General features: G+C 60.8%; 10 protein-coding genes. 1 reads left to right on the forward strand and 9 read right to left on the reverse strand.

From position 1 onward, the window contains the following. Window positions 1-97 precede the first annotated feature (97 nt). The 5 genes from KSX58_RS01110 to KSX58_RS01130 form a co-directional block, all read right to left on the reverse strand. Entirely contained in the window at window positions 98-784 is a 687-nt protein-coding gene (locus tag KSX58_RS01110) for a pyroglutamyl-peptidase I (protein WP_217752020.1), read from the reverse strand. A 76-nt stretch (window positions 785-860) separates the two neighbouring features. Further along, window positions 861-1,688 carry an IspD/TarI family cytidylyltransferase gene (locus tag KSX58_RS01115; protein WP_003807832.1) on the reverse strand — a complete coding sequence of 276 codons (828 nt, stop codon included), beginning with the start codon at window positions 1,686-1,688 and terminating at the stop codon, window positions 861-863. Window positions 1,689-1,818: 130 nt separating this feature from the next. Then, the gene (locus tag KSX58_RS01120) at window positions 1,819-2,850 is read right to left on the reverse strand and encodes a polyphenol oxidase family protein (RefSeq protein WP_011742783.1); all 1,032 of its coding nucleotides are present in this window, start codon (window positions 2,848-2,850) and stop codon (window positions 1,819-1,821) included. A 54-nt stretch (window positions 2,851-2,904) separates the two neighbouring features. Beyond that, entirely contained in the window at window positions 2,905-4,494 is a 1,590-nt protein-coding gene (locus KSX58_RS01125; protein ID WP_035010145.1) for a U32 family peptidase, read from the reverse strand. A 102-nt stretch (window positions 4,495-4,596) separates the two neighbouring features. Further along, window positions 4,597-6,108, reverse strand: a complete 1,512-nt coding sequence (locus KSX58_RS01130; protein ID WP_042989891.1) for a PLP-dependent aminotransferase family protein — start codon at window positions 6,106-6,108, stop codon at window positions 4,597-4,599. Between the two features lie 274 nt (window positions 6,109-6,382). On the opposite strand from KSX58_RS01130, the gene KSX58_RS01135 reads away from it, so the two are divergent. Further along, a complete protein-coding gene (locus KSX58_RS01135) occupies window positions 6,383-7,060 on the forward strand; it encodes a LysE/ArgO family amino acid transporter (RefSeq protein WP_055680169.1) in 678 nt (225 codons plus the stop codon). 102 nt (window positions 7,061-7,162) lie between these two features. Here the strand turns inward: KSX58_RS01135 and KSX58_RS01140 are convergent, their stop codons facing one another. The 4 genes from KSX58_RS01140 to KSX58_RS01155 form a co-directional block, all read right to left on the reverse strand. Next, window positions 7,163-8,026 carry an aldo/keto reductase gene (locus KSX58_RS01140; RefSeq protein WP_046998969.1) on the reverse strand — a complete coding sequence of 288 codons (864 nt, stop codon included), beginning with the start codon at window positions 8,024-8,026 and terminating at the stop codon, window positions 7,163-7,165. A 228-nt stretch (window positions 8,027-8,254) separates the two neighbouring features. Beyond that, window positions 8,255-10,447, reverse strand: a complete 2,193-nt coding sequence (locus KSX58_RS01145; protein ID WP_217735832.1) for a DUF2207 domain-containing protein — start codon at window positions 10,445-10,447, stop codon at window positions 8,255-8,257. 67 nt (window positions 10,448-10,514) lie between these two features. Continuing rightward, window positions 10,515-12,737, reverse strand: a complete 2,223-nt coding sequence (locus tag KSX58_RS01150; RefSeq protein ID WP_217735831.1) for a DUF2207 domain-containing protein — start codon at window positions 12,735-12,737, stop codon at window positions 10,515-10,517. A 138-nt stretch (window positions 12,738-12,875) separates the two neighbouring features. After that, a complete protein-coding gene (locus KSX58_RS01155; protein ID WP_021913114.1) occupies window positions 12,876-13,436 on the reverse strand; it encodes a LemA family protein in 561 nt (186 codons plus the stop codon). Window positions 13,437-13,672 lie beyond the last annotated feature (236 nt).

Below are 13,672 nucleotides of genomic sequence, written 5' to 3' on the forward strand. Positions count from 1 at the left end.
AGTCTGTCGGGGGTATGGCGGTATGTCCGCGACCACGTGTCGAAACCGCATGACTCACATGTCGCAGAAAATCGTGCCGTAGAAAGCGGAGCCGTCCTCAGCCAAGCAGAATGTCGCTTGACGAGGGTTGCAGGAAGTATCGTACCGATTCACGCAGCACGTCATCGACCGCAGCGGTCTGCTGTTCGATCGACAGTCCACGTTCGTGCGGCCGACCGTTGACGATCGGCAGGCTGACGAACCCCGACAGAATGCGACGTTCCTGGCCCGCCGACCAGTTGAGCAGATGGTAGAACAGCGAATTGCATACGAACGTACCGGCGTCGGAACTCAACGCGGCGGGAATCTCGTGTTTGGCGAAATCGTGCAGTATCGACCGCAACGGCAGGCGCGTCCAGTACGCGGCCGGACCTTCCGGGTCGATCGGGCGGCGGGGCGGAATCACGTTGTCGGCATCCGGCTTGGCCGCATCCATGAGATTTGTGGCGCATCGTTCTAGCAGAATGCCACGGGAGGTGCGCTTGAGCCCTGTGGCGATGACGATGTCCGGCTTGGCCTGTTCGATGGCTTCCAGCAGTGTGGGCCAGGCTTTGGCGAAGCTCACCGGAAGCGTGACGTTGGTGACGGTGACGGCGATGTCCTGCAGCAGTTCTTCGGAGATCGACTGCGATTGCGCCGGATCGGCCCATTGCTTGGCTGCCGCCGCCGGCACGAGCACGGCCGGATTGACGTCGATGCCTTCGTAGGGCGTGAAACCGGAGATGACGATGTTGATCTGCTGCATGGTTTCCAGTGTACGTGGTGAATGTGTTGAACGTTAAGTCTGCCGACACGTCGACGGACTTAACGTTCGATGAAAATCAACGGCTGTGCATCTGGGAGAACGCTTCGGCGAACACGGCGTGCATGCGCGCCTTGGCTTCCTCCTTGGCGTGTTCGGGGTCGAGGCTGCGGGCGATGCCTTCGGCGATCGGCATGTCGGATGGCGTGGTGATTTTGAGGTTCGTTTCGGAACCGTCCACGATGGCGACCGGCTCGTCGGGCAGGTAGTCCACCACCACGCGCGTGTCGTCGGTCGGGTGGAAGTCGGGGTCGGCGGCGGCCAGTTCGTAGGCTTTGACGATGGTTCCGAAACGGAACGCCTGCGGGGTCTGCGCGCGGAAGGTGTTCGGACGTTCCGGCACGGATTTGACCACCTTGCGATCGCCCAGATCCTCTGTGAGCAGAATCGTGTCGGTGGAGGCGTAGGCCACGGTGGCGGCGTTGAACTGGTCCAGGCTGTCGATGCAGCCGTCGATGGACCGCTCCTCGACGAACGGACGCACGCCGTCATGGATGAGGATTTTCGCGCCGGAGGGAATGCCGGCCTGTTTGAGCAGGTCCAAGGCGGCGAGCGTGCTGTCCACGCGTTCGGCGCCGCCGGGAACGATGGCCCGCACTTTGGCGTAGCCGGCTTCGTCGATAAGCTCGTTCACCGTCTCTTCGACGCGTTCGTTGACCACCACGATGATGTCGCTGATGCGGTCGTTGTTTTCGAATGCCTCGATGCTCCAGCAGACGATTGGCTTGCCGCCCACCGACACCAGCTGCTTGGGGTTGTTCTCGTCGAATCGGGTGCCGAATCCCGCTGCCAGCACCACGGCCACGACCGGCATCTTCTGTTCCTGCATCTGCTCTCCCTTACTCATATGCTCCACCGTAAAGCCGCGGCCGCATGCCACCCCGTTCCGCGGCGGGTTCTGCACGCAATCCGCAACAGTGGCCACGCGAATCACTCGAATCGCACGAATCGCGTGGCTTGTATGGCTCGTATGGTGATTATTCGCGTACGATCAGCGCCAGCATGCGTCCTTCATGCTGTTTTTTGGCGAGCGACGCGCGGCGATGCGAGAACCACAACGGGTTTTCGAGCGTGCACAGGCTGCGGCGGATCTTGTTGAACCGTTCGGAAAGCTTCGGATCGCCTTCGCCATCGGCGGCGCAGATGCCGGCCAGTTCCTCGTCTTCGGACAGGTACTGCGTGGCCGCGTTGACGCGTGGACGGGATGAGACGATGTTGTCGGCCGGCACGCCCGCTTTGGCAAGCTCCTGCAGGGCGGCCGCGGCGATGTCGATGCCCGGCTGGCCAAATCGGCTCAACGTGAAGGTTCCCGGGAACTGCGCATCGAATTCGTCGGCGATGTCGCCACCGACCTCGTAGCAGTCGCCGCAGATGCAGGGGCCGAGCGTGGCGACGATACGTTCCGGCTGGGCGCCCTTGGACACCATCTTCTCGATGGTCGCGCCGATCACGCCTTTCTGCAGACCGCGACGGCCGCAGTGCGCTGCGCCGATCACGCCGGCTTCGGGATCGGCCATGAGCACCGGCAGGCAGTCGGCGGCGAACATGCCGAGCGCCACGTTCTTCCGGGACGTCACTTGGCCGTCGGCTTCGATGACGGTCGGCTCACCGTCATTCCCCGTCGCGTTGTTTTCGCCGTCCGTCTCGTCTTCCGGCTTCTTCGTGCCGGACACGTCGAATCCGAACGGCTGGTTGATGACGAATGATTCGTCCACGTCCACCGCGTCGCCGGAATGCACCTGGCTGATAAGGCTGATTTTCGCGCCGAGCACGTCGGCGAGCGCCTTGCGGTTGGCTAGCACGTGTTCCGGTTTGTCGCCGGATTTGCCGCCGAGGTTGAAGTGCGCGAAATCGCCTTCGCTGGTGCCGCCGAGTCGCGTGGTGTAGACGACTTTGATGCCGGGGGCCAGCATGATCGGAATGGTCACGGGAATCGGGTTGCCGTTTTTGTCAGTGGGGTCGATGGCGTTGGAATCGAGGATCGCGTCATCGTATTGTGTGCTGCTCATGTCTTGTTTTTCCTTGGTTTTGCGATTGGAATGCCTGCTTGCGATTGCCGTCTTCTATTCGGCTTTCAGCGTCGGCTTTTTCGTGCGCGAACGGATGGCCGCGTTGACGGGCACTTCCTGCGGGCACGGCATGGAGAAGACGTGCGCCGGGTTGTTGATGGCTTCGACCCAGTGGCCGTCGGCGTCACGGAAACCGCCGGCAGGCACGGTGTAGGCGAAGGGGGCCGCGCCGGGCAGCACGAATTCGACTTCCTGGCCGGCTTCGATCTTGTTGCGGCTCATGATGGTCACGCGTCCTCCGTCTTCCGGACTCCAGGACAGCACTTCGCCGACGACGAGCCATGCGCGGAAGTATGCGGAACGGTCGGTGCTTTGCCGCACTTTGTGTTCCGGATAGTAGAAGCCGGTGGAGTAGTCGCGGTGCGCCACTTTGTCGGGCTCGTCGAGCAGCCAATCCGGCAGGGTGACATGCGGTGCCGGCCGTACACCGGCGTGATGCCAGCCTTCCGGCAGTATTTCGGCGGCGGTGTTCGACTTGCGTCGGGTGCTGCGTGCGTGGTAGCTCAGATTGTCCGGCTCGCCAATCGCGATATTGCCGGACGAAACGTTGCCAGCCGAAACGTTGCCGGACGGCACGCCCCCAACGGGAACGGCGTCGATGTCGGGCTTGCCGGCGAACGCGCCATCGGCGTTGGCCATGATCGCATCCTCGGTGTCCGGCTTGCCGTATTCCGGGTCACCGGGACGGATCACGCGGTCGCGGAACGGCTTCAGCACATTGCCGTCGGCATCTTCGAAGCCGCGCTGGACCATGTATTCGTTGACGGCCGTCTTGTAGGCGTTCGTCATGGCGGCGATGTAGTAGGCGCTCTTGGAACGGCCTTCGATCTTGAGGCTCGTCGCGCCCGAATCGAGCAGATCGTCGATGTGGGCGAGCATGTTCATGTCCTGCGAATTGAACAGGTACGCGCCTTCCGCGGTCTGTTCGATCGGGAAGTACTGGCCGGGGCGTTTCTCTTCGACGATCGAATACTTCCAGCGGCACGGCTGCGCGCATTCGCCGTGGTTGCCGTCGCGGCCGGTCAGATAGTTGGAAAACAGGCAGCGTCCGGAGAAGGCCATGCACATCGCGCCGTGCACGAAGCATTCGATGTCGAGGTCGTCGGGGATGCGGGCGCGGATGTCGCGCACGGCCTGCAGATCCATTTCGCGGGCCAGCACCACGCGGCGTGCGCCCAGTTCGTAGAACGCGTTGGCGGCCTGGTAGTTGGTGACGCCGGCCTGCGTGCTCACATGCAGTTCGAGGTTCGGAGCCACCTGCTTGGCCATGAGCATCACGCCGATGTCGGAGACGATCAGCGCGTCCACGCCGGTGTCCTTCAGCTTGCCGAGGTATTCGCGCATGGCTTCCACCTCGTTGTTGCGCGGCAGCACGTTGAAGGTGACGTACACGCGGGCCCCACGCTCGTGGGCGTAGCGTGCGCCTTCCTCGAAATCCTCGAGGCTCAGGTTTTTCGGCGCGCTGCGCATGCCGAACGCCTTGCCGCCGCAGTAGACGGCGTCCGCACCGTAATCGACCGCGGTTTTCAGTCCCCTCAAATTGCCTGCGGGGGCCAACACTTCTGGCTTGTTTCTTCTTTGCACGGATGTTCCTCTTACTCGTAAAAGACCATCAGATATTGTCGTAGATTCACGGGACAGGCAAAGCCCGTCCAGCCGTTACGCAAGCTCGGGCTACGCCAGGCGCTACGCCAGCTCGCGTGCGACGGCGGCGAGTACGTCCACTGCGTCGGCGAACTCTTCCGGCGTGGTGTAGGAGTAGCTCAGGCGCAGGGAGTTGTCGGCGGCGAAATCGTAGATGTCGCCGGGGTTGAGCAGCACGCCACGTTCGGCGGCCAGCTGGAACAGGCGGTTCATGCGTATCGGCCGGTCGAAGGTCATCCAAATGTAGAAGCCGCCGGACGGCACGTTCCAGTGGGCGAGCCCGTCCATTTTCTCCTGCAGCGTAACGAGCGCGCGGTCGCGGCGGTGCCGCAGCTCCCGTTTCAGGCCGGCCACGTATTCGTCGTACATGCCGTTCGTGAGGAATCGCGCGAACGTCCACTGGCTCAGCACGCTCGCACCGTAGTCCATCTGCATTTTCACGTCGGCGAGCCGCTGCACGATCGGTTCGGCGGCGACCAGCCATCCGATGCGCAAGCCGGGAGCCAGCGACTTGGACGCGCTGCCGAGCGTGATGACCATGCCGGTCTCATCGAGGGCCTTCAGCGACGGCAGCGGGGCATCATCCTCGAAATACAGGTCGCGGTAGGCGCCGTCCTCGATGATCGGCAGTCGGCTGTCCACGGAAAGCTCGACCAGTTCATGCCGGCGTTTGTCGCTCATGGTGACGCCTGTCGGATTGTGATTGGTCGGAATCGTGTACAGGATCGCATTGCCTTTGCGGTTGCGCGCGTTGAGCGGCGCCGGACGGCCGGCGTCAAGCTCCCCTTCCGCCAGCAGGCCGCGCAATGCCTGCACGTTGAGGCCGTCGTCGTCCATCGGCACGCCTTCCAGATGCATGCCGGCCGACTGGAACACCTGCAGCGACTTGATGTAGCTCGGCGATTCCGCGTATACGGTGGTGCCGGCCGGCAGCAGGCTCACCGAAATCATCTGCAGCGCCTGCAACGCGCCGGATGTGACCAGCACCTGGCTTGCCGTGCAGTCGACGCCGGTGGCGCGCATGTGCGCCGCGATGGCCTCGCGCAGTTCGGGCAGGCCTTCGGGCGGCGGGTAGCCGAGCGTTTCGATCTCGTCCGCCGCCTCGCCGAGCACCTGCCGCCACATGGCTTTCGGAAAGAGCCGCGGGTCGAGCTCGCCGGTGCCGATGCGCGTCATGTTCGGCGTGAACTCGTACCGGTTGATGGCTTGGATGGTGTCGTTGTTGGCTTTGAAGAAGCCGGAATCCACGTAATCGGCCCAGTCGGGCGCGCCCGGCAGCATCAGCGACCACGTGTTGCTGACGATTCGCGTGCCCGCTCCATGCTGCCCTTCGACGATGCCGTAGTCGGACAGCTCGTTGATGGCTGCGATGACGGTGGACCGGTTCACGCCGAACCATTCGGCGAGCGCGCGTTGCGACGGCAGACGCGAGCCAATCGGCCAGTTGCCGCTGTGCACCTGTTCGCACATGTATCCGACGATTTGTTCGGTGACGGGTTCACCGGTGGTACGGTCCGGTTTCCAATCGATGTTCAGCGGCGCGATGCGTGCCATGACGCTCCTTCACATTGGTGGTGTCGGTATGGTTCGGCGTTTTCCGCGGTCGGCGCATCTGCTTTCTGACAGTGGACCGTCCTGCGATTGGCTGAGCCAAACCTCAGCTTTTGGCTGGTTGCCTATTGTAGCAACACCTATACAATATGACACTGGTTACGTTGTTTTTCGCAGAATAGAGGTTTTTCCTGCGATTACAAAATGAGCGATTTGGTTGGTTTTGGCTGGGTTGATTACAACCAACCAAATATGTTTGGATGGATAAGAGGCGAGTATGGGATTCTTTTTCCAAGGGCTGACGTTGGGATTGGCGTATGTCGCGCCGATCGGTATGCAGAATCTGTTCGTCATCGATTCGGCGCTGACCAAGCCGCGCCGCCGCGCGCTGCTGACCGCGCTGATCGTGCTGTTTTTCGACGTGTCGTTGTCGCTGTCCTGCTTTTTCGGCATCGGCAGGCTGATGCAGGATTACGCATGGCTGAAGCTGGCCATTCTGGCGATCGGCGGCTTGGTGGTCATCCGTATCGGCGCGGGTCTGCTGTTTCCCGGCAAGGGTGGCGATGATGGCGCCGCGCAAACGCCGCAGTCGCGGACCTCGCAATCGCAGAGCCTTGCGCAACGCGTCACTTCGAAATTCGGCGGCGACAGCGAGCTGCTGCACACCATCGTCACCGCCGGTGTGGTGACGTGGTGCAATCCGCAGGCCATCATCGACGGCACGCTGATGCTCGGCGCGTTCAGCGCGACGCTTACCGTCGGTCAGTCCACGCCGTTCATCACCGGCGTGGAAACCGCGTCGGCACTGTGGTTCTTCGGCATCACCCTGTTGGTGTCGCTGTTCAGCCACAGGTTCAGCCCGCGAATCGTCACCGCGATGAACCGCGTGTGTGGCGCGGTGGTGGTGCTGTACGGCGTCAAACTGCTGATTGATTTCGCGATGGCCGTGCTGTAATCCCGCGATGACCGTCCGGTTCCGCAAAAACGTATGCCCGTCCGTGTTTTGCTACCCGAGCTGAGTGGTTGGGTTAACAAAATGCGGACGGGCAGTGCTTTTTCAGCCGAGGAAGGCGAGCTCCTCGTCAGTGAGTTCGAGCTCGTCGGCCTTCAGGGAGTCGAGGATGGTTTCGGGACGGTGTGCGCCCGGAATCACGAACATGTGGTCGCCCTTGGCCAGCTCCCAAGCCAGCACCACGCGCTGGTAGCTCACGCCATGCTTGGCGGCCACTTCGCGGAACGGGTCGAACAGGTGCTCGTCGTACGGGTGGCGATAGCCGCCGAGCGGACTCCAGCACACGAAGGCGAGACCTCCCTTCGCGCAGTATTCCAACGTGTCCTGGGTTTCCAGATGGATCGGCGAATACTGGTTCTGCACGGCAACGAGCTTGTCGCCGAGAATCTCCTGTGCGATTTTGAGCTGTTCGATGCTCACGTTGGACACACCCGCCCACTGGGCCACGCCCTGGTCGAGCAGCGCCTTGATACCTTCGCAGGACTCGTTGTACGGCACTTCCGGATCGTGGCGATGCAGGTAGAGCAGGTCGATCGAGTCGACGCCGAGCGCCTGCGCGGACTGCTTGCCGTATTCGATGAGGTGTTCCGGCTTGCCGTCACGCGGCCAGATCGGCTTGTCGCCATCCCACGCGCGGCGCAGACCGACCTTGGTGGCCACGGTGACTTCCTCACGCGGCCCCTTCCATGTGTCCAGCGCTTCGCGGACCAGCTTTTCGCCGGTCTGTTCCTCTTCGCCCGGCGTATAGTAGGCCCATGCGGTGTCGATGTGGCGGCAGCCGGCGTCAAGCGAGGCGTGCAGGGTTTCGATGCCGACGTCGTGGCCACGGTTGTTTTCGATGGTCAGCGGCATTTCGCCGTGGCCGATGGCGGTGGTGTGGAACGGTCCGAGATTACGGAACAACGTCATGTCTTCTCCTTCGAAAGTGGTGTCTTCCGGCAGGCGCGAGCCGGTTGGAGCCGGGTCGGAACCAAGTCGGACGGCATCTCGTTCAGGTTCTGCCAATGGAAAAGCCTACCAATCGCCATGGGCGAAAGGTAGGCTTTTCAAGCCGGACCGGGCGTGGGCAAACACAATGCCGACAATCGCAATGTCATAGGGCGTCACGTTGTCCGACGGCGGGCGTCATGTCGTGGATCAGCGGCCACCGCCGCCTCCACCGCCGCCGCCTCCGCCACCGCCGCCGAAGCCGCCACCGGAGAAGGATCCGCCGGAGCCAGAGGATGAGGAAGGCGCGGCCGCGGAAATCGTGGAACTCACCGAAGCGAATCCAGAGCTGATCTGCGAACCGATGTCACCGATGCCGCCCATGAATTGCGTACCGCCATACATACCACCCGGCATCATGCCATTCGTATTGATCGGACCGTTCCACGCCTGGGAACGATAGGTCCAATAGCCCAAGGAGTCATAACCGTAGGTGTCAAGCCATTGCGGGTCGTTGACTTCGGGGTAGGCGCGGGCGAATTCCCTCGCTACCTTCTCGGAGATGCCGAACGCCGCCGCGTAGACCATGTACCAGTTCCATAGCGTCAAATCAAGGGCTCCGCGATTGGAGAAATTGGAGAAATCTTCCATATAGCGTTTGAGTCCCAAGCATTCGCCGGCATACTGCTGGCCGCGTTCGGTGATGCCTTCCGATCGGCCCGCGGCCATGCAGAAGACGCCGATACAGATGAACGGCACGCCCAAGCACAGCGCCATCGCGATATTGCTCGCACCGTTGGCGAATATACCAATAGCGCCGATGACCATCAGACATAGGCTCGGCACCAACCACCGTCCGTTCACGCTCTTCACCGCGCCAAGCGCTCCGAATTCGAGGTCACAGGCGCTCTTGAACCGATTCAGGGACTGGTAGCCCTCCTCCCAGTCGGAGCAGGCCGTGTCCATCTGGTTGAAGTCGAACACCGGCGAGCCGACGCGCATGGAGATGCCGATCAGCAGTTCCAGACAGGCTTCCTCGGACTGGCTCAGACCGAGGGTGTTGCGATGGGAAAGCGCGGCCGGCATGATCACCAGAGTGCTGGTGGAAGCCGTGGCCTTGGCTCGATTGGGATCGGAAGCAATCATGCGGGCGAGGTCGGAGGCGTTGGCTTGGCTCAAGTCGATGCCCTGGTACAGGCTGGATGGCCCCGGGTAGACGGCAAGCGCCTTCTTGACCACCAACGCCAGTATCGTCGCCGTCATGGCACGCGATGACCGGTCACCTACGGATTCGTCCACCACGTCGATCAGATGCGCGCTGGCCGCAGGGCTGACCTGCGGCGGATCGCGCCAATATTCGATGCCGCCTTGGTAACGGGCCTCGCGGTTCGCCGACAGCACGCCACGAATCGCCAGCACGCAGCATAGCACTCCGATTATCAGACAGATCAACCAGCCTGCGACGGTGAGCTGCGCCTTCAACCGTTGTCGGTCACGCCACTGCCGTTCCTTGGCGGCCTCCGTGGATTTCAGTTCGTCGAGATAATCGCCGGACTGCGTACGTTCGACGCCGGCAGCGCCTGTGTTGTCGAAGGCCGCGACGAGGTCGACATATTGGTTGGTGCGCAGGTCGCTGATGGTGAAACGCAATGTGCCGTCCGCATCGCGCGATGTCTGGGAGGTGGCTTCGGTATGCAGCCACGCCCACGAATTGTTGGAGGCGATGCCTTTGGGGAAACGCACGGTGCCGGTGACCTTGCCGGCCGGCACCTGGTTGTTTTCAGGGAACATCTCCCACATGAGATTCGTCACGTCGCTATGCCGCGTGCCCATGTCATGGAACGTCATGCTCACATCGAACTTGAGGCTGCTCTGTTTGACGGTGGCGGGGATGTTCCAGCCGATCTCGATGTTCTTCTGCTCGCCGGAACCATTCGGGTCGATGCCGTCGGTAGTGGGATCGAACGGCTGCGGCGAGTCGGAACCGGCCGTGACGTCGGCGATGTACCAGTGGCCGGCATAGGTCGAGTCCCATGTGCCGTCGGATATGCCGGATGGCAATTGTGGATCGGTCTGCGTATATTCCTCGCCTGTGGATGCGTTGGTCACGGAGATGTCGGTGATGTTCGTCAGATCCTGATTGCGCAGTTTGAACGTCAGATACAGCTGTTTCCACGGCTTGGTGTCACCGTTGCCGTCCTCGCGGCGCTTCAGCTGGTAGTCCAGATGCTCTGTGAATCTAATGTCGCCGTTGCTCTGGAGCCGTGCATCGAAGTCGACGGAGCGGTAGCTCAGGTCCGCCTCGTCGCCGGATATGACGAATACCGCAAGGATGATGGCAACCACCGCCACCAGCGCACTGAACGCGGCGATTAGCCCGCGTCCGTACCGTTTACCGTTCATTGTTCACCCCTTCCTGCTCTCTACGACTGGCCAATGCGGCCATGGTGCGTTTGCCAGTACGTCTGTTTCATCGGCCTCCGAACGAACCGCCGCCGGAGCCGCCGGACGATCCTCCGAAACCGCCGCCGGAGAAGGAACCACCGGAACCGCCGAAGCTTCCGGAACCTCCGGATGAGGAGGATGGGGCCGCCGCGGAGATCGTGCTGCGCACATCGGCGAAACTGGAACTCAGCTGCGCACCGAGATCGCCGAAATTCGCGCTGAATGCGGCCGGATCAATCGTGGAGGCGCCAAGCGACGTGCCGACGGATGCGCCAAGCAGGCTGCTGGAACGCAGGGGCATGTACATGTACGAGGTGCCGGCATGCTCATCCAACCACTGCGGATCGGCCACTTCGGGATATGCTCTGGCTAGCTGGGCCATCGCCTTCTTGGAAATGCCGAACGCGGTGGCATACACCATGTACCGGCCCCACAACGTCATGTCGAGCACGCCTCGGTCGGTGAAATCGCTGAAATCCGTAAGATAGCGTTTCAATCCGGCGACTTGCCCACCATAGCGTTGCCCCTCATCGGTCAGCACATAGCGTTTCCCGTATGCTGCGGCGAAAGCGCAAAGCGCGGCCACCGGAACGCAGACGACCAGCGCCACGGCAAGCTCACCGTCCTGCACGTATTTCAACGCCAGGAAGAAGGCGAACGCAATACCCAGCCCACTGAACAGATAGCTGAGCAATCCCATAGGCTTGACGGCATGTAAGTCATCGAATTCCATGGAGCACGCGTTGTCGAAGGTTTCCAACAGCTTGTAACCGCTCGAATAGTGTTTGAAGGCCTTGCTCATCTGTTTCAAATCAAACACCTGCGCATCATGCAGACGCGATGACGCTTTAAGCAGGATGTCAAGCACCGCTCTTTCGGAGGAACTGAGCAGCAACGAACCGATGTCGTCACACACCACCGGCATGATAGCGATGGTGCTGGTCTTCTTCAGTTTGCGCGCGGACGCCGCATTGGAACCGAGCATGCCAGCCACCGAAGCCGCGCTCGTCGTGGTCAAATCAATGCCGTTATACAGGTCCACCGGCCCCGGATAGATGGCGATCGCGCCTTTCGAGGCAAGCGACATCACCGTGGCGGACATCTGTCTGTTGGCCAGTTTGTCGGCGTTCTTGGTCTTGCCGGAACCGAATATCGAGGAGGATGCGCTCATGATATCCTCCATCTTCGCGGCGGCTGCTGGACTTAGGTCAGGCAGGTCCCGCCAGTATTCGATATCGCCCTTGTATTGCGATTTGCGGAAGCTGACGATGGCGAAATACAGCGCCGCCACAGCAAGCGCGATGCCGATCAACGCCGCGAATATCCAGCCGGCCACCCGTTTGACGGCCTTCGTATGCTGACTGGACCTCCATTCCCGTTCCTGTTTGGTTTCATCGTCGATAAGCCGTTGCTTGTATGCGCCGGACTTGGTGCGTGCCACGCCTTGCGCTTGCGAGGCATCGAACATGGCCACGACATCCAAATAGTCGCCGGCGCGCACATCATTGGCGGAGAACATCAGGGAACCATTATCGCCGCGGTTCGTGGTGGAGGTATTTTTGGTGTGCAGCCATGCCCACGAATTCTTGCCGTTAATGCCGTTGGGGAATGTGACTTTGCCCGTCACCGTACCGATGGGAATCTGGTTTTCCTCGCCGAACGGCTCCCATTGGAAGGAGACGACGTCGTCATAGGCGGTGCTCACGCCATGCAGCGTCATGGATACATCGAATTTGAGACTGTCCTCGGATACGGTTTGTGGAATATTCCAACCGATTTCAAGTGTTTTGTCGGCCTGACCGTCATCACTTAACCCATCGGTCTGCGGATTGAACGGCTGAGGATCGTTCTCATCCTCAGTGACGTCCACGATGTACCACCGTCCCGCATGCTCGTCGTTCCAGTTGTCGGCATTGTCGGGGAAGACGAAGTCGCCCTGGCGGTATGTCTCGCCGTTGGATACGTCCTTGACCCCAATATCGCTGATATCCGTGAGATTCTTGGATTTCAGCGTATACCGCTGATACATCTGCTTCCAGTCACGGCCACGGTCCTTCAGCCTCATGTCGATATGCTGCGTGACTTTGAGATCGCCGTTCCTCTGCACCGCCACGTCGTAGTCAAGCGTGCGGTAGCTTAAATCGGGTTCCTCATCGGAGGTCTGCGCATTGATGAGCACGATGCCCAACATCGTCAACGTGACCACAATCGTGGACAGCAGACTGACCAACGTACGTCTGATATTCATCGGCGGTATCTCTGTTTTCTCTCAAGGGTCCTCAAGCACCAACGCATGGTCTCGACGTCAACGGACCGTAATACAGGAAAGGGAGTGCTGGCAAGACATCACACCTCGTCAGCGCTCCCCTTTCTTGTATGGAAACGTTCAGAACTTGACTTGCGGAGCCTGACGGTCCGCTTCGTCGACCTGGAAGTACGCCGCCTGCTCGAAGTGGAACAGTCCGGCGATGATGTTGGTCGGCACGACCTCGATCTTGGTGTTGTACTTCTGCACCACATCGTTATAGAACTGGCGGGCGTAGGCGATTTTCTCCTCGAGCGCCTTGAGCTGGGCCTGCAGGTCCAGGAAGTTCTGGTTGGCCTGCAGCTGCGGATACGCTTCGGCCACGGCCTGGAGGTTCATGATCGCGCGGCTCAGCTGGTTTTCGGCTTGGATGCGCTGTGCCACATCACCGGACTGCGCCGCCTGGAGTGCGCTGGCGCGGGCCTGGGTCACCTGTGTGAACACCTGCGATTCATGGGCAGCGTACCCCTTGACGGTCTCCACGAGATTCGGGATGAGGTCGGCGCGCTGCTTGAGCTGCACGTCGATCTGCGCCCAGCCGTTTTTGACGCGGTTGCGCAATGTGACCAGACCGTTGTAGGCGGACACTCCCCACAGCACTATCAGGACGATGACAATGAGTGCAATAATGCCGAATATCATGTGAAAATCCTTGCTTCTTTGCTTGTTTATTTGTCTAATTTTCGCATGAGGGCTACACATTTCGTTGTATTGTCGGTTTTCCATGCACCCGTAAATCGATTGATGCCAATATTCGCACAGCATGTCGAACGTATGAAAAACCCACCCATTACGGAGTGGGTTTTTCGTTAGATTACCTATCGGCTTCGCTGCGAAGAATCCGTGAGAAGACGTCAGTCTTCGAATGCTGAGCCGTC

The sequence above is a fragment of the Bifidobacterium sp. MSK.17.10 genome, from assembly GCF_019129655.1.
Lineage (GTDB): Bacteria > Actinomycetota > Actinomycetes > Actinomycetales > Bifidobacteriaceae > Bifidobacterium > Bifidobacterium adolescentis.